Origin of the sequence: Streptomyces dangxiongensis, assembly GCF_003675325.1 — a bacterium.
In the GTDB taxonomy this organism is placed as follows: Bacteria; Actinomycetota; Actinomycetes; order Streptomycetales; family Streptomycetaceae; genus Streptomyces; species Streptomyces dangxiongensis.
Window position 1 is genome coordinate 2,110,262 of record NZ_CP033073.1, and the last position, 23,426, is coordinate 2,133,687.

The window sequence follows — 23,426 nt, forward strand, 5'->3', positions numbered from 1 at the left end:
ACCGAGCGCATGGCACTCTTGACGCATGCCCGAAGGTGACACGGTCTGGCAGGCCGCGCGACGGCTGCACGAGGCCCTCGCGGGCCAAGCGCTGACCCGCAGCGACTTCCGGGTGCCGAAGTACGCGACGGTCGACCTGGCCGGCCGCACGGTGCTGAGCACGATCCCGCGCGGCAAGCACCTCCTCACCCGGTTCGAGGGCGGTCTGACCCTGCACACCCATCTGCGCATGGAGGGAGCGTGGAAGGTGTTCGGCACGGGCGAGCGCTGGCGGGGCGGACCGGCGCACCAGATCCGCGTGATCCTCACGACCGCCGAGCGCGCGGCCGTCGGCTATCGCCTTCCGGTCCTGGAGCTCCTGCACACGACCGAGGAGGAGCGGGTCGTCGGCCACCTCGGCCCCGACCTGCTCGGCCCGGACTGGAACCCCGAGCGCGCCCTGGCCAACCTCCTCTCGGACCCTGCCCGTCAGCTCGGCGAGGCCCTGCTCGACCAGCGCAACCTGGCGGGCATCGGCAACGTGTACAAGAGCGAGCTGTGCTTCCTGCTCGGTGTGACACCCTGGCTGCCGGCCGGCGCACTCACCGCGGACCGCGCCGAGAAGCTGCCGGTCCTGGCCAAGAAGCTGCTGGAGGCGAACCGCGACCGCCCGGTGCGGCAGACGACCGGCCTGCACCGGCAGGACCTGTTCGTCTACGGCCGCGCATCCCGCCCGTGCCTGCGCTGCCACACCCCCCGTGCGAGTGGCCGACCAGGGCGACGGCTCCCAGGAGCGGCCCACCTACTGGTGCCCCACCTGCCAGCGGGGCCCCGCTCCCGCACCGGGCTCACCACAACGCTGGCGCGAGAAGTACCCCCGCCGCACCGACTGACCGCCCGCCACCCCGGCACCCACCACCCCCGCGCCTCGCCCCCCGGCACCCCCGCACCCCAGCTCCGCGGCACTCGCACGCCCCGCCACCCCCGCGCCCCAGCACCCTCACGCCCCCCCGCAGGTCTCCCACGAACCGACGCCGTCGGAGACCAGAGATCCCGGTGCCGGACGCGTCGGCGTTCACGAGGAGTCGGACGCTTCCCCCGGAGGCGGGGGCGGCGCCGTGGTGAGGTCGCCCGCCCGCCAGGCGGCCTCCCAGCGGCCGGCGGGCACGGCCCCGGTCGCGCGCCGCTTCGGCACACAGTGCACGGGCAGCACGCTCAGCCCCCAGCCGCCCGCCACGACGGCGCCTTCCAGCACGCCCGGACCCTCGCCCGAGGCGAGCCGCAGCACGGCCCACCACCAGGCCGCGCCGCATCCGAGCGCCATCCCGTAGCGCACTGTGCGACCCACCATGCCCGCCACCACCTCCAGCCGGACGCTAGACCGTCGCCCGTCCCGCTCGGGAGGCGCACCACGGGCTCACCGAAGCAACGCCGGACCGCTCGCTTCACGGACGGCGCGGCACCGGGCCGCCGTCCTCCGGCGAGCCGCTACGCGTGCTCCGCCTGGAACATCCAGTGGTGCTTCTCCAGGTCGGCGATGATGCCGATGAAGATGTCCTGGGACACCGGGTCCGCCTCGCCGGTCGCGTTCATCCGCTCCCGCATGCGGACGATCACCGCGCCGAGCGCGTCCACCATCGTGCCGACCGCGTCCGTGTCCTTGATCCATCCCGCCGGAGCGGTGGCGATGCCGCTCCCGGAGGCCACCGAGGCGGCGCGCCCGTCGGGCGGGACGCCCAGCGCCGAGGCCCGCTCGGCCACGGTGTCGGAGTGGGTGCGGGCGGAGCCGACCACCTCGTCGAGCTGGAGGTGGACGGAGCGGAAGCGGGGCCCGACGACGTTCCAGTGGACCTGCTTGGCGACCAGGGAGAGGTCCACCAGGTCGACGAGGGCGCCCTGGAGCGCCTCGGACACGGTCTTCAGGTCCGCGTCGGCCAACGGGCTCTTCACGACGTACATCCGCTTCCTCCGGTGATTCGGCCCCGTCACGTCCCTCCACGATGACCGCACCGCCCGACTCCGGCAAACGGACGACGGACCGGGACCCCGCGGAGCGCCGGGGCAACGCGGAAGCCCCGGCCGGCTTCCCAGGGGTCACTGGGGAGAGCCGGCCGGGGCCTCACTCGTACGGGGTTGCCGGGACGCGTACACGCACCCTAGGCGGCGACCACGTCCACGGCCTCCGCGGGCGCCTTGATGGTCACCCGTTCCGGTGGCACGCCGGTCACCGAGACGGAACCCAGCATGGGTCGGACCGGCGCGGGCACGTGTTCGGCCGCGGCGGACTGGGCCAGTTCGGCGAGCGCCAGTTCGTCGCTCACTTCTCGCATGAGTTCCGACATCCGTACGTCCAGCGCGTCGCAGATGGCGGAGAGCAGCTCGGAGGAAGCCTCCTTCTGCCCCCGCTCCACCTCGGAGAGATAGCCGAGTGAGACTCGGGCGGACGAGGAGACTTCGCGCAGAGTACGGCCCTGGCGTTGGCGCTGCCGACGCAGCACGTCACCCAGCAGGCGACGGAGCAGAATCATCGGTGGCTCCCTCCTCGGACCGCGTAGCCGCATCCTTCTCGCCCCACCGTACCGCCTCGCGCCGCGGCCGTGCGGGGAGCGATGTCGTGTTCACTCAGGGCTGCAAACATCAAAACCCCCCGTTCCGTTCCGTATCCTGTGCCCGCTCATTCCCGGTCTGTTCGCCAGCAAGCCGCTCCAGAAGCACTGCGAGTACGCTCCGTACACTCTCCATACGAATTTCCGCCCGGCTGCCGTTCAACCGCAGACCCTGGACTTTTCCGCCACCGGCAGAACCGGTCCGGACGGTGGCAGGGCCGTCGACGGCGACGAACACCGTCCCGACGGGTTGGCCGTCCTGCGGGTCGGGGCCGGCGACCCCGGTGGTCGCGATACCCCAGTCGGCTCCCAGCGCCTCCCGGACTCCGGCCGCCATCTGGGCCGCGACCTGCGGATCCACCGCTCCGCGCTGAGCCAGCAGAGTGGCGTCCACGCCCAGCAGCCGGTGCTTCAGCTCGGTGGCGTAGGCGGTGACCGAGCCCCGGAACACCCGGGACGCCCCGGGCACGCCGGTGATCTCCGCGGCTACCAGGCCACCGGTCAGCGACTCGGCGACGGCGAGGGTCTCACCCCTCACTCTCAGTAGTCGCACCAGTTCGGCGGCCCCGGAACTCACGCTTCCTTCTCCTCCAACGCCGCCGCGCGCTCGGCGATTCCCTGCCGCCGCAGCACAATGGCCTGTCTTACGTAGTCGAGGCCGGTGGCGACCGTGAGGACGACCGCCGCGGCCATCACCCAGAACCTCAGGGAGGCCAGCCACCCCGTCAGCGGCAGGACGTACATCCCGACGGCCACGCCCTGGGTCAGCGTCTTGAGCTTGCCACCCCGGCTGGCGGGGATCACGCCGTAGCGGATGACCAGGAAACGCAGCAGCGTGATGCCGAGTTCCCGGCCGAGGATGACGGCGGTGACCCACCACGGCAGATCGCCCAGGGCCGACAGACAGACGAGCGCCGCCCCCATGATCGCCTTGTCGGCGATGGGGTCGGCGATCTTCCCGAAGTCGGTGACCAGGTCGTAGGTGCGCGCCACATGCCCGTCGAACAGATCGGTGATCATGGCGATGGCGAAGGACGCCCAGGCCAGCGAGCGCCAGGCCGGGTCGTGGCCGCCGTCCACCAGCATCAGGGCCACGAAGCCGGGCACCAGGAGCAGCCGGAGCATCGTCAGCAGATTGGCGACGTTCCAGACGCTGGCCTGGTTGACGGCCGCGGCCGCGATCTTCCCGCCGCGGGCCGGCTTGCCGCCGCCCTCGGGGGCCGTGGCCGGACCCGAAGCAGTACCGGAGACCTCGGACGTGACGCCGTCGGCAGCGGCGGCAGTGCCCGGAGCACCTTGCCCGCCGGGGGAGCCGCCCGCGGCGGATGCCGGGACTCCGGTCATCTGCCCGCCTCCTCACTACACGCGAGCGAGCCGGTCAGCGGCTCGGCGACCAGGTCGACACCTTCCGTACCGACCACCTTCGCCTCGACCATACGTCCGACACTCAGACCGGCGCCGCTCGTGAGCAGGACCTGGCCGTCGGTCTCCGGGGCCTGGTGCTCGGCACGGCCGCGGACGCCCTCCTCCTCGGCGACGGACTCCACCAGGACGCGCACGGTCTCACCGACGCGCTCCTCGGCGCGCTGCGACACCAGCTCCTCGGCGAGCCGGGAGATCCGGGCCAGCCGCTCGGCGACGAGGTCCTCGTCCAGCTTGTTCCCGTACGTCGCCGCTTCCGTGCCCTCCTCGTCGGAGTAGCCGAAGACGCCGATGGCGTCCAGCCGGGCGCCGTTCAGGAAGCGCTCCAGTTCGGCCAGGTCGGACTCGGTCTCGCCGGGGAAGCCGACGATGAAGTTGGAGCGCACGCCGGCCTGGGGTGCCTTGCCGCGGATGGTGTCGAGCAGCTCGAGGAACCGGTCGGTGTCGCCGAAGCGGCGCATGGCGCGCAGCACGTCGGGCGCGGAGTGCTGGAAGGACAGGTCGAAATAGGGCACGACTCTCGGCGTGGAGGTCAGCACGTCGATCAGGCCCGGGCGCATCTCGGCCGGCTGCAGGTAACTCACCCGCACCCGCTCGATGCCGTCGACCTCGGCCAGCTCCGGCAGGAGGGACTCCAGCAGGCGGATGTCGCCGAGGTCCTTGCCGTAGGAGGTGTTGTTCTCGGAGACCAGCATGATCTCCTTCACGCCCTGCTCGGCCAGCCAGCGGGTCTCGTTGAGGACGTCGCTGGGGCGGCGCGAGATGAAGGAGCCGCGGAAGGAGGGGATGGCGCAGAACGAGCAGCGCCGGTCGCAGCCCGAGGCGAGCTTCACCGAGGCGACGGGGGCGCCGTCCAGCCGGCGGCGCAGCGGCGCGCGGGGGCCGGAGGCGGGCGCGACACCCTCGGGGAGGTCGGCCGGGCCGTGCCCGGGCAGCGCCACCGCCGCGGCCGATTCCTGGCGCTCGGCGGGGCTGATCGGCAGGAGCTTGCGCCGGTCGCGCGGAGTGTGGGCGGCGTGGATGCCGCCGGAGAGGATGGTCTGGAGGCGGTCGGAGATGTCCGCGTAGTCGTCGAAGCCGAGGACGCCGTCGGCTTCGGGCAGCGCCTCGGCCAGCTCCTTGCCGTACCGCTCGGCCATGCAGCCCACGGCGACGACGGCCTGCGTTCTGCCGTGGTCCTTGAGGTCGTTGGCCTCCAGCAGGGCGTCGACGGAGTCCTTCTTGGCGGCCTCCACGAAGCCGCAGGTGTTGACCACGGCGACGTCGGCGTCCGCGGCGTCCTCGACGAGCTGCCAGCCGTCCGCCTCCAAACGGCCTGCGAGCTCCTCGGAATCCACTTCGTTACGAGCGCAGCCGAGAGTGACGAGTGCGACGGTACGGCGTTCAGGCATGGGCTCAAGACTACTTCGTCCCGATGACAGCCCACGTCGACGGGGTTGGCCGAGCCCGGCCGACTCCGTCACATCCGCGCCGCGGGGCCGGTCAGCCGGCCACCGGGTCGCCCTTGGTGTAGGTCAGGCGCTCCACCGCGCCGGGCTTGAAGGTGTCCTCGATCTTCTTGCCGTTGACGTACAGCTCGATGGCGCCCGCGTCGCCCAGGATCAGGTTGACCTTGGAGCTGTCCTGGAACGTCTTGGACTCGCCCTTCTGCAGCAGCCCGTCGAACAGCATCCGGCCGTTGTGGTCCTTGGCCGAGATCCAGCTACGCCCGTTGGGCGCGCTGACCTGGACGGTCACCTTGTCCTGGGGCGCGGCGGCGATGGCGCTGTCGGAGGGCTCGCCGGTCGGCGCGACGGGCTTCGCCTTCTTCGGCGTCGCGGAGGCGGTCTTGCCGGCGGCGGGCGTGGCGCCCTCCGCGACCTGCTCCCGGGAGCCGCCGTCGCCGCCCTTGACGGCGGTGAATCCGACGAAGCCGATGACCACGACGATCGCGGCGACCATGGCCGCGGTCCAGTTCGGCCCGCGCCGCTCCGGCCGGATCCGCTCCGCCTCGAACATCGGTGCGGCGGGTGTGGGCGCCGGCCGGCCACCGTGCTCGGCGTCGTACTGGGCGATCAGCGGGCCGGGATCGAGGTGGACGGCCCTGGCCAGCGTGCGGAGGTGCCCCCGGGCGTACACGTCGCCCCCACAGAGGGCGAAGTCGTCCGACTCGATGGCGTGCACGATGGCGATACGGACACGGGTGGCGCTGCTGACGTCGTCCACCGTCAGCCCGGCCGCGATCCGCGCCTGCTGCAGGGCACGGCCCACGGAGGGCCGGGCCTCCTGGGACTCGTCGGGGATCGGACGCTCGTCTTCAGGGGAGTTGCCGAGGGACACGGGGGCGCCTTTCGAGCGTGTAGCCACCTGTGCTGGAAGCTCAGTCTAGGGGGAGTGCGAAAGGGTGGGGCAACCGGGCGGCGCGACTTTCTGTGCCATCGGATCGGCCCGGAACCCCGGGGGCTGGACAGGCAGGTACCCCAGGATGGAGGGCCTACCTGTCCTCTCGCTCAACTGGACGTACGACAAAGGGAAACGGTTGCTCACCGCTGTCTAACGGGTGGGTCACGAGGGGCCGGCCGGGTCGGCGTGACCCGCGTCCGCCGGACGGTCCTCCGCTACCCCTCACTCTCCCCGCGTATCACCGCGAGCACGCCGTCCAGTTCGTCGGGTTTCACGAGAACGTCACGCGCCTTGGAGCCCTCGCTCGGTCCCACGATGTTGCGGGACTCCATGAGGTCCATGAGCCGTCCGGCCTTGGCGAAGCCGACGCGCAGCTTGCGCTGCAGCATGGACGTCGACCCGAACTGGGTGGAGACGACCAGTTCGGCCGCCTGGCACAGCAGGTCGAGGTCGTCGCCGATGTCCTCGTCGATCTCCTTCTTCTGCTTGCTGCCGACGGTGACGTCGTCCCGGAAGACGGGCGCCATCTGGTCCTTGCAGTGCTGGACGACGACCGCGACCTCCTCCTCGGTCACGAACGCGCCCTGCATACGGGTGGGCTTGTTCGCGCCCATCGGCAGGAACAGGCCGTCGCCCTTGCCGATCAGCTTCTCGGCGCCCGGCTGGTCGAGGATGACCCGGGAGTCGGCGAGCGAGGAGGTGGCGAAGGCCAGCCGGGAGGGCACGTTGGCCTTGATCAGACCGGTGACCACGTCCACCGACGGGCGCTGGGTGGCGAGCACGAGGTGGATGCCGGCCGCGCGCGCGAGCTGGGTGATGCGCACGATCGCGTCCTCGACGTCCCGCGGGGCGACCATCATCAGGTCGGCCAGCTCGTCCACGATCACCAGCAGGTACGGGTACGGCTGCAGCTCCCGCTCGCTGCCCTCGGGCGGCTTGACCTTGCCCTCGCGCACCGCGCGGTTGAAGTCGTCGATGTGCCGGTATCCGTAGGCGGCCAGGTCGTCGTACCTGAGGTCCATCTCGCGGACGACCCACTGGAGCGCCTCGGCGGCCCGCTTGGGGTTCGTGATGATCGGCGTGATCAGGTGCGGGATGCCCTCGTAGGCGGTCAGTTCGACACGCTTGGGGTCCACGAGGATCATGCGGACGTCCTCCGGGGTCGCCCGCATCATGACCGAGGTGATCAGGCAGTTGATGCAGGACGACTTGCCGGAGCCGGTCGCGCCGGCGACCAGCATGTGCGGCATCTTCGCCAGCGAGTGCATGACGTACCCGCCCTCGACGTCCTTGCCGAAGGCGACCAGCATCGGGTCGTCGTCCTCGGCGGACTCCGCGAGACGCAGGACGTCACCGAGGTTGACCATCTCCCGGTCGGTGTTCGGGATCTCGATGCCGACCGCGGACTTGCCGGGGATCGGGCTGATGATCCGCACGTCGGGGCTGGCCACCGCGTAGGCGATGTTCTTGGTGAGCGCGGTGATCCGCTCGACCTTCACGGCGGGGCCCAGCTCGACCTCGTACCGGGTGACCGTCGGGCCGCGGGTGAAGCCGGTCACGGCGGCGTCGACCTTGAACTCCGTGAACACCTGGGTGAGCGAGGCGACGACCGCGTCGTTGGCGGCGCTGCGCGCCTTGCCGGGACCGCCGCGCCGGAGCAGGTCCAGCGAGGGCAGCGCGTAGGTGATGTCACCGGCCAGCCGGAGCTGCTCCGCGCGCGCGGGCAGCTCCCGGGGCACCTCGGGGGCCTTCTTGGTCAGGTCCGGTACGGGCCCGGACGCGACCCGCTCCTGCTTCGGCCGGGGCGCCGGCGCGGGCACCTGGGCGGTGTCCTCGCGTTCGCCCGCGCCCACCCCCTGCGTGAGGTCGGCGACGAGCGGGGACGGCGGCATACCGTGCAGCACGGCACCGTCGAGCGCCGCCGCGGCGGCCGCGGCGACGTCCACGGCGTCCGGATGCCGCTGCGGATCGGGCTGGGGCACGGCGGAGCGCCTGGGGCGTCCGCGGCGCTGTGAGAAGGCCTCCTCCTCGGCCCTGCCGGGGTCGTACGCCCGGGGGGCGCGGGCGCGTCCGCGCGGACGCGCCGGCGGCGCCTGCCGCCACTGCTCGTCGTAGCGCTCGTCGTAGTCCGCAGCGTCCTCGGCGAACTCGTAGTCCGCGTGGTCGGAGTGGTCGGGCAGCAGCCCCAGGCTCACACCGAGCGCCCGCAGCCGCTGCGGGACCGCGTTGACCGGGGTGGCGGTCACCACCAGCAGGCCGAAGACCGTCAGCAGGACCAGCAGGGGTACGGCCAGCACCTCGGTCATGGTGTACGTCAGCGGGGTGGCCGCCGCCCAGCCGATGAGGCCGCCGGCGTCCCTTATGGCCTGCATGCCGGCGCTGCGCGCGGGCGCGCCGCAGGCGATGTGGACCTGGCCGAGCACACCGACGACGAGTGCCGACAGGCCGATCACGATCCGGCCGTTGGCCTCCGGCTTCTCCGGATGCCGCACGAACCGTACGGCGATCACCGCGAGCAGTATCGGCACCAGCAGGTCGAGCCGGCCGAAGGCGCCGGTGACCAGCATCTCCACCAGGTCGCCCACGGGCCCCTTGAGGTCGGCCCAGGTGCCGGCCGCGACGATCAGGGCGATGCCGAACAGCAGCAGGGCGACGCCGTCCTTGCGGTGGGCCGGGTCGAGGTTCCTCGCGCCCTGCCCTATACCGCGGAAGACGGCGCCGACGGCGTGCGCGAGGCCCAGCCAGAGGGCGCGCACGAGCCGGTAGAGCCCCCCGGTGGCGCTGGGCGCCGGCCTGGGCGGCACGACTTTCCTGGCCGCCGGCCTCCTGGCGGGCGCCTTCCTGGCCGCGGCCTTCTTCACCGGAGCCTTCGCGGGAGCTGCGACCTTCTTCGCGGGCTGCTTCTTGGCTGCGGACGGACGTGAGGCCATGGGTGTGAGGTTACCGGGGGAGACGACGGTGGACACGTGTGCCCACAGCTTCACCCGTTCGTGTCGTGCCTGTGGAGGACGGGAACTGACGCCCGCTCATCGGCAAGTCGGGGCCCGGCGCGCGTCAGTTCTGGGACGGCAGGGAGGCGCCGCCGCCCGTACCGGGCTCCAGTGCGTCGAGCGCGCGGCGCAACCCGGTGAGCTTGCGCTCCAGATGGGCCGCCGTGGCGACGGCCGCCGCGTCCGCGGAGTCGTCGTCCAGCTGCTTGGACAGCGCCTCGGCCTGCTCCTCGACGGCCGCGAGCCGCGCCGACAGCTCGGCGAGCAGCCCCGCCGGCTCCCGGCCGGCGACCGCGCCCTTGCCGCCGCCGCCCTCCAACTGGAGCCGCAGCAGCGCCGCCTGCTCGCGAAGCTGGCAGTTCTTCATGTACAGCTCGACGAAGACCGAGACCTTCGCGCGCAGCACCCACGGGTCGAACGGCTTGGAGATGTAGTCCACCGCGCCCGCCGCGTAGCCCCGGAAGGTGTGGTGCGGGCCGTGGTTGATCGCCGTCAGGAAGATGATCGGGATGTCACGGGTCCGCTCGCGCCGCTTGATGTGCGCCGCCGTCTCGAACCCGTCCATGCCCGGCATCTGGACATCCAGCAGAATGACCGCGAAATCGTCCGTGAGCAGCGCTTTGAGCGCTTCCTCCCCGCTCGATGCCCGCACCAGCGTCTGATCGAGCGCAGAGAGGATGGCCTCCAGCGCCAGCAGATTCTCCGGCCGGTCATCGACCAGGAGGATCTTGGCCTTCTGCACCATGGCCCGCCCTCCTCGCCCCGGCGGTACGCCGGGCGCCGCCCCAGGGGACGACTCCCTTTCGCCGCCCGTCCTTGTGCCGGTCATCGTAGCCGCACCCCGCCTGTCGCCACACCCTGTCACCGTGATGTCACTGTGCTCGTAGAGGAAACGCGGCGGGGCCCCGGAAGGTTCCCGGAATCCCGCATTCCCGCGTGTTCCCCGCCTTTATGATGCAACAACCTCCGGCACCCATCCGACCTTCGCGCGAGTTCACGCCACCCCCGGCCGCACCGCCGGCCGCACCGCGCCCCGCCGTACCACCGCCCGCCGCACTCACTCCGGGCTCATCCACTGGCGCATCACCGACAGCAGGTGGTCGGGGTCGACCGGCTTGGTGACGTAGTCGGAGGCACCCGACTCGATCGCCTTCTCCCGGTCGCCCTTCATCGCCTTCGCCGTCAGCGCGATGATCGGCAGCCCCGCGAACTGCGGCATCCTGCGGATAGCCGAGGTCGTCGCGTACCCGTCCATCTCCGGCATCATGATGTCCATCAGCACGACCGCCACATCGTCGTGCTGCTCCAGCACCTCGATGCCCTCCCGCCCGTTCTCGGCGTACAGCACCGAGAGACCGTGCTGCTCCAGGACGCTGGTCAGCGCGAACACGTTGCGGATGTCGTCGTCGACGATCAGCACCTTCTCCCCGCCGAACCGCACCGCGCGGCCCGGCTGCGACGTGCTCTCCTGCTCCGGCACCCACTGCCCGCTGCGCTGGCCCTCCTCCGGCACGCTCCGCCGACGGCGCCGGAACAGGGCCGCGGGACCGTTCTGCGTCTCCCGGTACGACTTCACCTCGGCCGGCATCTCGATCTCCGCGGCCGACAGCTCCAGGCACCGGCGTGCCTCGGAGGCGACCAGGTCACCGGCCTCCAGCGCAGCCGCGGGCTGCTGGTAGCCCTGCGGCGGCAGCTCGCTCGGGTGCAGCGGCAGGTACAGCGTGAACGTCGAGCCGCGGCCCGGTTCGCTCTGCGCGTGGATCTCACCGCCGAGCAGTTGCGCGATCTCCCGCGAGATCGACAGGCCCAGCCCGGTCCCGCCGTACTTGCGGCTGGTCGTGCCGTCCGCCTGCTTGAAGGCCTCGAAGATCACCCGCATCTTGCTGGCCGCGATGCCGATACCGGTGTCGGTCACCGAGAACGCGATCAGCTCCCCTTCGATATCGCCCAGCGAACCGGCCTCCAGCAACTGGTCCCGGATGGACTGCGGAACCCCCGCGCCGGCGGGCCGGATCACCAGCTCAACCGACCCGGAGTCGGTGAACTTCACCGCGTTGGACAACAGGTTCCGCAGCACCTGCAGCAGCCGCTGCTCGTCGGTGTGCAGGGTGGCCGGCAGCTCCGGGGAGACCCGTACCGACAGGTCCAGGCCCTTCTCCGCGGTCAGCGGCCGGAAGGTGGCCTCCACGTAGTCCACGAGCTGCACGAGCGCGATGCGCGTCGGGGAGACGTCCATCTTGCCCGCCTCGACCTTCGACAGGTCGAGGATGTCGTTGATCAGCTGCAACAGGTCCGAGCCCGCGCCGTGGATCGTCTCGGCGAACTCCACCTGCTTGGGCGAGAGGTTCCCCTCGGCGTTGTCGGCGAGCAGCTTGGCCAGGATCAGCAACGAGTTGAGCGGCGTGCGCAGCTCGTGCGACATGTTGGCGAGGAACTCGCTCTTGTAGCGCATCGACACCGCGAGCTGCTCGGCGCGCTCCTCCAGGACCTGCCGGGCCTCCTCGATCTCGGTGTTCTTCACCTCGATGTCCCGGTTCTGCCGGGCCAGCAGCTCGGCCTTCTCCTCCAGTTCGGCGTTGGAGGCCTGGAGCGCCTTCTGCCGGTTCTCCAGCTCGGCCGACCGCTCCCGTAGCTGCTCGGTCAGCTCCTGCGACTGCTTGAGCAGCTTCTCGGTCTTGGTGTTGACCGAGATGGTGTTCACGCTGGTCGCGATCATCTCGGCGATCTGGTTGAGGAAGTCCTTCTGGATCTGCGTGAACGGTGTGAAGGACGCCAGCTCGATCACGCCGAGCACCTCGCCCTCGAACAGCACCGGCAGCACGATCACCTGCGCGGGCGGGGCCTCACCGAGCCCGGAGGCGATCTTCAGGTAACCGCTGGGCGCCCGGTCCACCAGGATCGTGCGCTTCTCCTGGGCGGCCGTGCCGATCAGCGCCTCACCGGGCCGGAACGACGTCGGCATGGAGCCCATCGAGTAGCCGTACGAGCCCAGCATCCGCAGCTCGTAGCCGTCCTCGCCGCCACCGGTGGCCCTGCCCTCCATCAGCGGCATCGCCAGGAAGAACGCACCGTGCTGCGCCGACACCACCGGCGTCAGCTCACTCATGATCAGGGAGGCCACGTCCTCCAGGTCCCGGCGGCCCTGCATGAGGGCGGAGATGCGGGCCAGGTTGCCCTTCAGCCAGTCCTGCTCCTTGTTGGCGATCGTGGTGTCGCGCAGGTTGGCGATCATCTTGTTGATGTAGTCCTGAAGCTCCTGGATCTCGCCGGAGGCGTCCACGTCGATCTTCAGGTTGAGATCGCCGCGGGTCACCGCGGTCGCCACGCGCGCGATGGCACGCACCTGCCGGGTCAGGTTCCCGGCCATCTCGTTCACCGACTCGGTGAGGTCCCGCCAGGTGCCGTCGACGTCACGCACGCGTGCCTGGCCGCCGAGCTGCCCCTCGGTGCCCACCTCGCGGGCCACGCGCGTGACCTCCTCGGCGAAGCTGGAGAGCTGGTCGACCATCGTGTTGATCGTCGTCTTCAGCTCCAGGATCTCGCCGCGCGCGTCGATGTCGATCTTCTTCGTCAGGTCACCCTTGGCGATGGCCGTGGTCACCATGGCGATGTTGCGGACCTGACCGGTCAGGTTGGACGCCATCTGGTTCACCGACTCGGTGAGGTCCTTCCAGGTGCCGGCCACCCCGGGCACGTGCGCCTGGCCGCCCAGGATGCCGTCCGTGCCCACCTCACGGGCCACCTTGGTGACCTGGTCGGCGAACGAACTCAGCGTCTTGACCATCGTGTTGATGGTGTCGGCGAGCTGCGCGACCTCACCGCTGGCCTCGATCGTCACCTGCCGCGTCAGGTCACCGTTGGCGACCGCCGCGGCCACCTGGGAGATGTTGCGCACCTGCATGGTCAGGTTGTTGGCCATCAGGTTGACGTTGTTGCTGAGGTCCTTCCAGATGCCGGTGACGCCCGGCACGTGCGCCTGCCCGCCCAGGATGCCCTCGGTGCCCACCTCGCGGGCCACCCGCGTCACCTGCTCGGCGAAGCTGGACAGTTGGTCGACCATCGTGTTGACCGTCGTGACCAGCTCGAGGATCTCGCCCTTGGCGTCGACCGTGATCTTCTTCGACAGGTCGCCCTTCGCGACCGCCGTGGTGACCTCGGCGATGTTGCGCACCTGGATGGTCAGGTTGTTCGCCATGAAGTTCACGGACTGCGTGAGGTCCTTCCAGGTGCCGGAGACCCCCTGGACCTCGGCCTGCCCGCCGAGCATGCCCTCCGTGCCCACCTCACGGGCCACCCGCGTGACCTCCTGGGCGAACGACGACAGCTGGTCCACCATCGTGTTCAGCGTGTTCTTCAGCTCCAGGATCTCCCCGCGCGCGTCCACGGTGATCTTCTGGGACAGGTCACCGCGCGCCACCGCCGTGGCGACCTGCGCGATGTTGCGCACCTGCGCCGTGAGGTTGCCGGCCATGCCGTTCACGGAATCGGTCAGGTCCCGCCACACACCGGCGACCCCGGGCACCTGCGCCTGCCCGCCGAGCCGGCCCTCGGTACCCACGTCACGCGCGACCCGGGTCACCTGGTCGGCGAAGGCGGACAGTTGGTCCACCATCGTGTTGATCGTGTTCTTCAGCTCGAGGATCTCGCCGCGCGCGTCGACGTCGATCTTCTGCGACAGGTCACCCCGCGCCACCGCGGTCGTCACCTGGGCGATCTGCCGCACCTGGGAGGTCAGGTTGCCGGCCATGAAGTTGACGGAGTCCGTCAGCTCCTTCCAGGTGCCGGAGACGCCGTCCACCCGGGCCTGACCGCCCAGCCGGCCCTCCGTGCCCACGTCCCGGGCCATCCGCGTGACCTGGTCGGCGAACGAGGAGAGCTGGTCCACCATCGTGTTCACGGTGTTCTTGAGCTGGAGCATCTCGCCGGACACGTCCACGGTGACCTTCTGCGACAGGTCGCCGTTGGCCACCGCCGTCGTCACCTGGGCGATGTTGCGGACCTGCCCGGTGAGGTTGCGGAACGCGGTGTTGACGGAGTCCGTCAGGTCCTTCCACGTCCCGGCCGCCCCCGGCACCTGCGCCTGGCCGCCCAGCTCGCCCTCGACGCCGATCTCCCGCGCGACCCGCGTCACCTCGGCACCGAACGAGGACAGCTGGTCCACCATGCCGTTGACGGTGTTCTTCAGCTCCAGCATCTCGCCGGCCACGTCCACGGTGACCTTCTGCGACAGGTCACCGCTGGCCACCGCGGTCGTCACGGCGGCGATGTCCCGCACCTGCGTGGTCAGGTTCCGGAACACCGTGTTGACGGAGTCCGTCAGGTCCTTCCACGTGCCGGCCGCGCCCGGCACGTTCGCCTGCCCGCCGAGCCGCCCCTCCGCGCCGACCTCGTTCGCCACGCGCGTGACCTCGTCCGCGAAGATCCGCAGCGTCTCGGTCATCTGATTGATCGTCTCGGCGAGCTGCGCGACCTCACCACGCGCCGGAACCGTCACCTTCTGCGACAGGTCACCACTGGCCACCGCCGTTGTGACCTGCGAGATCCCGCGCACCTGCGCGGTCAGGTTGCCCGCCATCGTGTTGACGGAGTCCGTCAGCTCCTTCCACACGCCGGCCACCTCGGGCACCCGCGCCTGGCCGCCCAGGATGCCCTCGGTGCCCACCTCCCGGGCCACTCGCGTGACCTCGGAGGAGAAGGACGACAGCTGGTCCACCATCGTGTTGACGGTGTTCTTCAGCTCCAGCATCTCGCCGGCGACATGGACGGTCACCTTGCGCGACAGATCACCCCGGGCGACCGCCGTGGTCACCAGCGCGATGTCCCGCACCTGCGCCGTCAGCCGGTACGCCATGGTGTTGACGGACTCCGTCAGGTCCTTCCACGAACCCGACATCCCGCGCACCTGGGCCTGCCCGCCGAGCTTGCCCTCGGTGCCGACCTCGCTGGCCACGCGCGTGACCTCGTCCGTGAACGTCGACAACTGGTCGACCAGGTTGTTGACGGTACGGCCGACCTTCAGGAACTCACCGCGCAGCGGATGCCCCGTGCCGCCGTCCGGCCCCTGCGTCCGCAGTTCCATGCGCGGCGAGAGATCACCCTCGGCGACCGCCGTGAGCACCCGGCTGACCTCCGACACGGGCCAGACGAGATCGTCCACCAGCGCGTTGGAGTTGTCGACGGCCGCCGCCCAGGAGCCCTCGCAGGCCCCCGTCTCCAGCCGCTCCGTGAGCTTTCCCTCACGTCCGACCATGCGCCGCACCCGCGACAGCTCACCCGTGAGGTGCAGATTCCGGTCCGCCACCTCGTTGAAGACGGCCGCGATCTCCGACATCACGCCGTCCCCGGACACCGTGAGCCGCTTGCGGAAGTTCCCGTCCCGCATCGACACGAGCGCCGCCAGCAGCCGGTTCAGGGCCGCCGTGTCCACCTCGGTGGTCGCGCCGCTCCTGCCCAGGGATGGTCCGCCCTTCGCGCGCGTCCTCGTACCCCGCGTCGCCGCGCCAGACTCCACTGTGTCCCTCCCGGAGGGGTAGACCGTCACTGCTGTGGTCGGCCGCTTCCGCCCGGCGTGCCGTCATCGGCGTACCGGGCACGTCGGCGTACCGGTTGCTGCTGTGTTCCTGCCAGTTCCGCCCAGACGGAATCCGGCCTCACCAGGGGCTGCTGCCCGCCCCGCACGGAACGCACGCAACCCGACCCGACCTCCGTCGAAGCCTGCCCAGTGTTTCACCCCGGCCGAACCAGGCCATAACAGTTCGGCAGCTTCGCACATCGTCCGCACACCGTGGGGGGTGAACACCGGCGACCGGCATCCGCTCGGACCGCGAAGGTAAGTAACCTTGCAAGCGGCTGTCCAGCCGCACCGGTCCGACCGGCCTGGGCGGTGGCACGAGCACGAGCGGGCATCGGAGGGGCGGCCGCAGACCATGACCACCGGACTGATCGCCGGGGGACAACCCCCGGAGCCACAGCCGACGGGCGAGGGGATGCCGCAGCAGCGGCGCGAGCCGGCCGGCCCCGCAGCCCTGCCCGACGACCGGCCGAGGAGTTCTGTGATCACCGCGCGTGCGGCTGCCAGTTTCGAGCCCGTCGGACGATCGGTCGCCACCGCCCGGTCCTTCGTCCGCGACACCCTCCAGGGCTGGGGGTTCGCCGACATCGTCGACGACGCCGTCGTCCTGACCAGCGAACTGGTGACCAACGCGGTCGTCCACGCGGGCACGCACGCGGAGGTGCTCTGCCTGCGCACCGAGGACGGCGTGCGCGTCGAGGTCTCCGACCGCTACCCGGAGCGCGAGGTCCCCCTCCAGAACAGCGCCGCCGTCACGGGCAACCCCGACCGCGAGGGCGGCCGCGGCCTCCAGCTGTGCGCGGCCCTGGCCACCCGCTGGGGCGTGGACTACACCCCCACCCACAAGAACGTCTGGTTCCAGCTCAACCTGCCCGCACGCATGGTGGGCACCCGCGCCGCCGGCCCCGCCCTGCCCGCCGACCTGCTCCCGCTGGCCGACGGGCGGGTCCGCGTCGCGGTCCTCCAGGTCGACCGCAAGGGCAGCATCAGCGCCTGGAACGAGGACGCCGAGGAACTGTTCGGCTTCCCCGCGGCCGAGGTCGTCGGCAAGCCCCTCACCGAGCTGGCGGCCTGGCCGCACACCCCGGGCACCGGCACCGGCATCGCCGAGGCCTTCCAGCTCTCCCGCTGGGAGGGCACCTACGGCATCCGCGGCGCCGACGGCCGCGTGGCCCAGGTGTACGCCTCCCATCTGCGGGTGCGCGACACCGGCGGCGAGCCGTCCACCGTCTGCCTGCTGGTCCGCGACCACGAACGCGCCGTCCTCCAGACGCCGTCCCGCGTCCCCGCCACCGATCAGGCCCCGTCCGGCGACGGCCAGAACACCGATCCCTTCGAGGTGTTCATCGGCTCCCCCGCCCCGGACGACCTCGACGGCCTGCTCCAGCGCACGGTGGAGCGCGCCCGGGACATGCTCGACGGCGATTCCGCGTTCCTGCTGCTCGCCACCGACGACGAGACGGAGCTGGAGGTCCGCGCCTCCACCGGCCTGCCCTCCGCCCGCCAGCGCTTCGCGCGGGTGCCCGTCGACGCGGGCCCGGGCCGTTACGGCTCCGCGCGCATGCCCGCCGTCCACGACGACCTCGTCGCCGTCCCCGGCGCCGTCCCGCTGCTCGCCGGCACCGGCATGCGCTCGGTCATCACCGTCCCGCTGAAGGTCGAGGGCCGCCTGACCGGCTCCCTCGGCGTCGCGGCGGAGGCGCCCGGCCGCTACACCAACGAGGAGGCGCTACGCCTCCAGTTCGCCGCCGACCGCATCGCCCTGGCCGTCGAGTCGGCCCGCCTCGGCGAGCTGGAACGGCTGCGCCGCGGCTCCCTGAGCTTCCTGGTCGAGGCCTCCGACCTGCTCGCCGGCACCCTGGACCGGGACCAGACGCTGGCCCTGATGGCACAGATGACCGTCCCCACCCTCGCCACCTGGTGCGCGGTGTACACCATCGCCGACCAGGCCTCCGAGCCGTACCTGTCGTACGTCCTGCACGAGGACGAGGAACTCATCGACGGCATCAAGTCGCTGTTGTCGAAGGTCTCCCCGCCGGATCCCGTGCCCACGCCCGGCGCACGCGTCTGGACGACCCCGGGCGAGGTCGCCCACCAGGCGGCACTGCGCAGCTCCATGCGCAGCCTGGGGCTGGCCGGCGGCGCCACGCACCGGTTCCCCTCCGGTATCGGCCCGACGCTCGCGACGGCCTCCGCCGTCGGCGGGGAGACGGTCGTGCTGCCGCTCGTCGCCCGCAACCGCGTCATCGGCATGCTGACCCTCGGCAAGCCCACCGACGAGCACTTCCGCCAGGAGATCCTGGAGCTGGCCGAGGACCTCAGCCGCCGGGCCGCCCTCGCCCTGGACAACGCCCGCCTGTACTCGGAGCGCACGGCCATCAGCCAGGCACTCCAGCGCAGCCTGCTCCCGCCCGGCCTGCCGCACATCGACAACGTCGAGGTGGAGGTCATCTACCGCGCGGCAGGCGAGGGCAACGAGGTGGGTGGCGACTTCTACGACCTCTTCCCCATCGGCAACGGCGCGTACGGCTTCGCCATCGGCGACGTCTGCGGTACGGGCCCGAACGCGGCGGCGGTCACCGGCCTGGCCCGGCACGCCCTGCGCCTGCTGGCCCGCGAGGGCCTGTCGGGGCCGGCGGTCCTGGAGCGCCTGAACTCCGCGATCCTCGACGAGGGCGACCGCAGCCGCTTCCTGACCCTCCTCTACGGCGAGCTGCGCCCGCAGCAGGACGGCAGCGCCGAGCTGAAGGTGGTCTGCGCCGGCCACCCGCTGCCCCTGCGGCTGCGCCAGGACGGCACGGTCGTGGCGGCGGCCGAACCGCAGCCACTGCTGGGCGTCATAGAGGATCTGGAGCTGTACGAGGAGACGGTCACCCTTGATCCCGGTGACGTGCTGCTCTGCGTCACGGACGGCGTCACCGAACGCCGGGAGGGCACGCGCATGCTGGGCGACGACGGCCTCGCCGACGTCCTGACGACGTGCACGGGCCTGACGGCCGGGGCGGTCGCGGCACGCATCATGCGCGCGGTGGAACGCTTCGCCTCGGACGCCCCTTCGGACGACATGGCGATTCTGACGATGCGGGTCCCGGAAATCCCCCAGGAGGCATGAGAAAGGCCCCACCCGGAAGGGTGGGGCCTTTTCAGTGGAGCCCCCAAACGGAATCGAACCGTTGACCTTCTCCTTACCATGGAGACGCTCTACCGACTGAGCTATAGGGGCCGGTCGCTTTCGAGGTTTCCCTCGCGGCGACGAAGAAACTGTACCCCGGAGAGGCCCGAGTTCCCAAATGCGTTCGGTGCCTGTTCAGAAGGCGGGCTGGAGCAGTCCGCCGAGGGCGTTGCAGGCGGAGACGATCCGCTGCATCTCGCGCTTCGTCAGCGAGCCGTCCACCGGCAGCGCGAGCGTCTCGTCGGCGGCCAGCTCGGTCGCGGGCAGCGACACGTACCGGCGGAACTCCGGCAGCCGGTGCACGGGCGTCTTCACCGGTACCCGGCAGTCGACTCCCTTGCCCCGCAGGGCGCGTGCGAAGGCGTCCCGGTCCGGCCGCCCGTTGCCCGGCACGCGTACGACGTACTGCTGGTAGGTGTGCCCGTCCCCGCCGTCCGGTGTCCGTACGCCCTTCAGCCTGGCGTCGAGATAGCCGGCCCGCTCCCTGCGCCGCGCCGTCTCGTCGTACGGCGCCTCGGACTCCGCGTGTTCGAGCACGAGCAGCCCGTGCCGCTGACCGAGAGCGTGCAACCGCCTCAGGTCGGCACGCCGTCCGAAGCGGTGGACGGCAACGACGGCCGCGGTCCGGGGGGTTATGGCCGCGTCGACGGCATCCGGGGCGACGCAGTAGGTCACCGGGTCTATGTCGGCGAACACCGGGAGCGCGCCGGACAGGATCACGGCCTCAGCCACCTCGGCGTTCCCGAAGGCCGACACCACGACCTCGTCACCGGCTCCGACGCCGGCGGCCCTGAGCAGTGCAGCAGTTCCCATGTGCTGGATGCTGGGCGGGCAACGTGAACGACACGTTAAGCACAACAAAAAAAGGCCGGACCCTGAACCGAAGTTCAGGATCCGACCTTTCTGAAAGATTGTTCGGCGGCGTCCTACTCTCCCACAGGGTCCCCCCTGCAGTACCATCGGCGCTGTAAGGCTTAGCTTCCGGGTTCGATATGTAACCGGGCGTTTCCCTCACGCTATGACCACCGAAACACTATGAAACACTTCAACCGAAACACCCGTAACCCGGGTGACGTGGTCGTGGTTTCAGAACCAACACAGTGAACGCGAGCATCAATGGACAAGCCCTCGGCCTATTAGTACCGGTCACCTCCACACGTTACCGTGCTTCCAGATCCGGCCTATCAACCCAGTCGTCTACTGGGAGCCTTACCCCATCAAGTGGGTGGGAGTCCTCATCTCGAAGCAGGCTTCCCGCTTAGATGCTTTCAGCGGTTATCCCTCCCGAACGTAGCCAACCAGCCATGCCCTTGGCAGGACAACTGGCACACCAGAGGTTCGTCCGTCCCGGTCCTCTCGTACTAGGGACAGCCCTTCTCAAGACTCCTGCGCGCACAGCGGATAGGGACCGAACTGTCTCACGACGTTCTAAACCCAGCTCGCGTACCGCTTTAATGGGCGAACAGCCCAACCCTTGGGACCGACTCCAGCCCCAGGATGCGACGAGCCGACATCGAGGTGCCAAACCATCCCGTCGATATGGACTCTTGGGGAAGATCAGCCTGTTATCCCCGGGTACCTTTTATCCGTTGAGCGACGGCGCTTCCACAAGCCACCGCCGGATCACTAGTCCCGACTTTCGTCCCTGCTCGACCCGTCGGTCTCACAGTCAAGCTCCCTTGTGCACTTACACTCAACACCTGATTGCCAACCAGGCTGAGGGAACCTTTGGGCGCCTCCGTTACTCTTTAGGAGGCAACCGCCCCAGTTAAACTACCCATCAGACACTGTCCCTGATCCGGATCACGGACCCAGGTTAGACATCCAGCACGACCAGACTGGTATTTCAACGACGACTCCACAACCACTGGCGTGGCTGCTTCAAAGTCTCCCAGCTATCCTACACAAGCCGAACCGAACACCAATATCAAACTGTAGTAAAGGTCCCGGGGTCTTTCCGTCCTGCTGCGCGAAACGAGCATCTTTACTCGTAGTGCAATTTCACCGGGCCTATGGTTGAGACAGTCGAGAAGTCGTTACGCCATTCGTGCAGGTCGGAACTTACCCGACAAGGAATTTCGCTACCTTAGGATGGTTATAGTTACCACCGCCGTTTACTGGCGCTTAAGTTCTCAGCTTCGCCCACCCGAAAGTGAGCTAACCGGTCCCCTTAACGTTCCAGCACCGGGCAGGCGTCAGTCCGTATACATCGCCTTACGGCTTCGCACGGACCTGTGTTTTTAGTAAACAGTCGCTTCTCGCTGGTCTCTGCGGCCACCCCCAGCTCAGAGCGTAAAGCTCATCACCGGACATGGCCCCCCTTCTCCCGAAGTTACGGGGGCATTTTGCCGAGTTCCTTAACCATAGTTCACCCGAACGCCTCGGTATTCTCTACCTGACCACCTGAGTCGGTTTAGGGTACGGGCCGCCATGAAACTCGCTAGAGGCTTTTCTCGACAGCATAGGATCATCCACTTCACCACAATCGGCTCGGCATCAGGTCTCACCCTGCATGAGTGACGGATTTACCTACCACTCGGGCTACACCCTTACCCCGGGACAACCACCGCCCGGGATGGGACTACCTTCCTGCGTCACCCCATCACTCACCTACTAACCGCTTGGTCCGGCGGCTCCACCACTTTCCTTTCCCCGAAGGGTCCGGAACGGCTTCACGGCCTTAGCATCACGATGCTCGATGTTTGACGCTTCACAGCGGGTACCGGAATATCAACCGGTTATCCATCGACTACGCCTGTCGGCCTCGCCTTAGGTCCCGACTTACCCTGGGCAGATCAGCTTGACCCAGGAACCCTTAGTCAATCGGCGCAAACGTTTCTCACGTTTGTATCGCTACTCATGCCTGCATTCTCACTCGTGAACCGTCCACAACTCGCTTCCGCGGCTGCTTCACCCGGCACACGACGCTCCCCTACCCATCCATACAGGCGTTGGCCCTATTGTATGAATGACACGACTTCGGCGGTACGCTTGAGCCCCGCTACATTGTCGGCGCGGAATCACTAGACCAGTGAGCTATTACGCACTCTTTCAAGGGTGGCTGCTTCTAAGCCAACCTCCTGGTTGTCTGTGCGACTCCACATCCTTTCCCACTTAGCGTACGCTTGGGGGCCTTAGTCGATGCTCTGGGCTGTTTCCCTCTCGACCATGGAGCTTATCCCCCACAGTCTCACTGCCGCGCTCTCACTTACCGGCATTCGGAGTTTGGCTAAGGTCAGTAACCCGGTAGGGCCCATCGCCTATCCAGTGCTCTACCTCCGGCAAGAAACACACGACGCTGCACCTAAATGCATTTCGGGGAGAACCAGCTATCACGGAGTTTGATTGGCCTTTCACCCCTAACCACAGGTCATCCCCCAGGTTTTCAACCCTGGTGGGTTCGGTCCTCCACGAAGTCTTACCTCCGCTTCAACCTGCCCATGGCTAGATCACTCCGCTTCGGGTCTTGAGCGTGCTACTGAAACGCCCTATTCGGACTCGCTTTCGCTACGGCTTCCCCACTCGGGTTAACCTCGCAACACACCGCAAACTCGCAGGCTCATTCTTCAAAAGGCACGCAGTCACGAGAACAAGGCAAGCCTCGTTCCGACGCTCCCACGGCTTGTAGGCACACGGTTTCAGGTACTATTTCACTCCGCTCCCGCGGTACTTTTCACCATTCCCTCACGGTACTATCCGCTATCGGTCACCAGGGAATATTTAGGCTTAGCGGGTGGTCCCGCCAGATTCACACGGGATTTCTCGGGCCCCGTGCTACTTGGGTGTCTTTCAAACGAGCCGTTGACGTTTCGACTACGGGGGTCTTACCCTCTACGCCGGGCCTTTCGCATGCCCTTCGCCTACATCAACGGTTTCTGACTCGTCTCACGGCCGGCAGACCGTAAAAGAAAGATCCCGCAACCCCGTATACGCAACCCCTGCCGGGTCTCACACGCATACGGTTTGGCCTCATCCGGTTTCGCTCGCCACTACTCCCGGAATCACGGTTGTTTTCTCTTCCTGCGGGTACTGAGATGTTTCACTTCCCCGCGTTCCCTCCACTTGCCCTATGTGTTCAGGCAAGGGTGACAGCCCATGACGACTGCCGGGTTTCCCCATTCGGAAACCCCCGGATCAAAGCCTGGTTGACGACTCCCCGGGGACTATCGTGGCCTCCCACGTCCTTCATCGGTTCCTGGTGCCAAGGCATCCACCGTGCGCCCTTAAAAACTTGGCCACAGATGCTCGCGTTCACTGTGCAGTTCTCAAACAACGACCAGCCACCCATCACCCCGAACCAGAAG

General features: G+C 69.0%; 12 protein-coding genes, 1 tRNA gene, 2 rRNA genes and 1 pseudogene. 2 read left to right on the forward strand and 14 right to left on the reverse strand.

Annotated features, from left to right (window positions below; genetic code table 11):
• Positions 1–25 precede the first annotated feature (25 nt).
• A pseudogene (locus D9753_RS09310) lies at positions 26–872 on the forward strand (DNA-formamidopyrimidine glycosylase family protein).
• Positions 873–1,054: 182 nt separating this feature from the next.
• On the opposite strand, the gene D9753_RS09315 reads toward D9753_RS09310, so the two are convergent.
• From D9753_RS09315 to D9753_RS09365, 10 genes are all read right to left on the reverse strand, one after another.
• Positions 1,055–1,330 (reverse strand): hypothetical protein, encoded by a 276-nt coding sequence (locus D9753_RS09315; RefSeq protein ID WP_121786581.1) that lies wholly within the window; start codon positions 1,328–1,330, stop codon positions 1,055–1,057.
• A 137-nt stretch (positions 1,331–1,467) separates the two neighbouring features.
• The gene (locus D9753_RS09320) at positions 1,468–1,938 is read right to left on the reverse strand and encodes a Dps family protein (RefSeq protein WP_121786582.1); all 471 of its coding nucleotides are present in this window, start codon (positions 1,936–1,938) and stop codon (positions 1,468–1,470) included.
• A 197-nt stretch (positions 1,939–2,135) separates the two neighbouring features.
• The gene (locus D9753_RS09325; RefSeq protein WP_121786583.1) at positions 2,136–2,507 is read right to left on the reverse strand and encodes a helix-turn-helix domain-containing protein; all 372 of its coding nucleotides are present in this window, start codon (positions 2,505–2,507) and stop codon (positions 2,136–2,138) included.
• A gap of 109 nt (positions 2,508–2,616) precedes the next feature.
• Complete coding sequence (locus tag D9753_RS09330) at positions 2,617–3,162, reverse strand: CinA family protein (protein ID WP_121786584.1); 546 nt, start codon at positions 3,160–3,162, stop codon at positions 2,617–2,619.
• Complete coding sequence (gene pgsA / locus D9753_RS09335; protein WP_121786585.1) at positions 3,159–3,929, reverse strand: CDP-diacylglycerol--glycerol-3-phosphate 3-phosphatidyltransferase; 771 nt, start codon at positions 3,927–3,929, stop codon at positions 3,159–3,161. Before pgsA ends, D9753_RS09330 begins: the two co-directional genes overlap by 4 nt.
• Positions 3,926–5,398 (reverse strand): 30S ribosomal protein S12 methylthiotransferase RimO, encoded by a 1,473-nt coding sequence (gene rimO, locus D9753_RS09340; protein WP_121786586.1) that lies wholly within the window; start codon positions 5,396–5,398, stop codon positions 3,926–3,928. The genes pgsA and rimO overlap by 4 nt, the downstream gene beginning before the upstream one ends.
• Positions 5,399–5,489: 91 nt before the next feature.
• A complete protein-coding gene (locus tag D9753_RS09345; protein ID WP_121786587.1) occupies positions 5,490–6,326 on the reverse strand; it encodes a helix-turn-helix domain-containing protein in 837 nt (278 codons plus the stop codon).
• A 278-nt stretch (positions 6,327–6,604) separates the two neighbouring features.
• Positions 6,605–9,319 carry a DNA translocase FtsK gene (locus D9753_RS09350; protein WP_205614100.1) on the reverse strand — a complete coding sequence of 905 codons (2,715 nt, stop codon included), beginning with the start codon at positions 9,317–9,319 and terminating at the stop codon, positions 6,605–6,607.
• Positions 9,320–9,443: 124 nt separating this feature from the next.
• On the reverse strand, positions 9,444–10,124 hold the full coding sequence (locus D9753_RS09355; protein WP_121786588.1) for a response regulator: 681 nt from the start codon (positions 10,122–10,124) through the stop codon (positions 9,444–9,446).
• A 312-nt stretch (positions 10,125–10,436) separates the two neighbouring features.
• On the reverse strand, positions 10,437–15,890 hold the full coding sequence (locus tag D9753_RS09365) for a HAMP domain-containing protein (protein WP_121786590.1): 5,454 nt from the start codon (positions 15,888–15,890) through the stop codon (positions 10,437–10,439).
• A 415-nt stretch (positions 15,891–16,305) separates the two neighbouring features.
• On the opposite strand from D9753_RS09365, the gene D9753_RS09375 reads away from it, so the two are divergent.
• A complete protein-coding gene (locus tag D9753_RS09375) occupies positions 16,306–19,062 on the forward strand; it encodes a SpoIIE family protein phosphatase (protein ID WP_121786591.1) in 2,757 nt (918 codons plus the stop codon).
• A gap of 35 nt (positions 19,063–19,097) precedes the next feature.
• Here the strand turns inward: D9753_RS09375 and D9753_RS09380 are convergent.
• From D9753_RS09380 to D9753_RS09395, 4 genes are all read right to left on the reverse strand, one after another.
• Positions 19,098–19,173, reverse strand: a tRNA-Thr gene (locus tag D9753_RS09380).
• Positions 19,174–19,257: 84 nt separating this feature from the next.
• Positions 19,258–19,935, reverse strand: a complete 678-nt coding sequence (locus D9753_RS09385) for a DegT/DnrJ/EryC1/StrS family aminotransferase (RefSeq protein WP_205614101.1) — start codon at positions 19,933–19,935, stop codon at positions 19,258–19,260.
• A gap of 100 nt (positions 19,936–20,035) precedes the next feature.
• Positions 20,036–20,152 (reverse strand): 5S ribosomal RNA (gene rrf, locus D9753_RS09390).
• A gap of 86 nt (positions 20,153–20,238) precedes the next feature.
• A 23S ribosomal RNA gene (locus D9753_RS09395) occupies positions 20,239–23,359 on the reverse strand.
• Positions 23,360–23,426: the final 67 nt, after the last annotated feature.

Bases quoted from the DNA above. Each gene is read 5' to 3' on its own strand.
- D9753_RS09315 (WP_121786581.1), bottom strand. From the start codon at position 1,330: ATGGTGGGTCGCACAGTGCGCTACGGGATGGCGCTCGGATGCGGCGCG.
- D9753_RS09320 (WP_121786582.1), bottom strand. From the start codon at position 1,938: ATGTACGTCGTGAAGAGCCCGTTGGCCGACGCGGACCTGAAGACCGTG.
- D9753_RS09325 (WP_121786583.1), bottom strand. From the start codon at position 2,507: ATGATTCTGCTCCGTCGCCTGCTGGGTGACGTGCTGCGTCGGCAGCGC.
- pgsA (WP_121786585.1), bottom strand. From the start codon at position 3,929: ATGACCGGAGTCCCGGCATCCGCCGCGGGCGGCTCCCCCGGCGGGCAA.
- rimO (WP_121786586.1), bottom strand. From the start codon at position 5,398: ATGCCTGAACGCCGTACCGTCGCACTCGTCACTCTCGGCTGCGCTCGT.
- D9753_RS09350 (WP_205614100.1), bottom strand. From the start codon at position 9,319: ATGGCCTCACGTCCGTCCGCAGCCAAGAAGCAGCCCGCGAAGAAGGTC.
- D9753_RS09355 (WP_121786588.1), bottom strand. From the start codon at position 10,124: ATGGTGCAGAAGGCCAAGATCCTCCTGGTCGATGACCGGCCGGAGAAT.
- D9753_RS09375 (WP_121786591.1), top strand. From the start codon at position 16,306: ATGACCACCGGACTGATCGCCGGGGGACAACCCCCGGAGCCACAGCCG.
- D9753_RS09385 (WP_205614101.1), bottom strand. From the start codon at position 19,935: ATGGGAACTGCTGCACTGCTCAGGGCCGCCGGCGTCGGAGCCGGTGAC.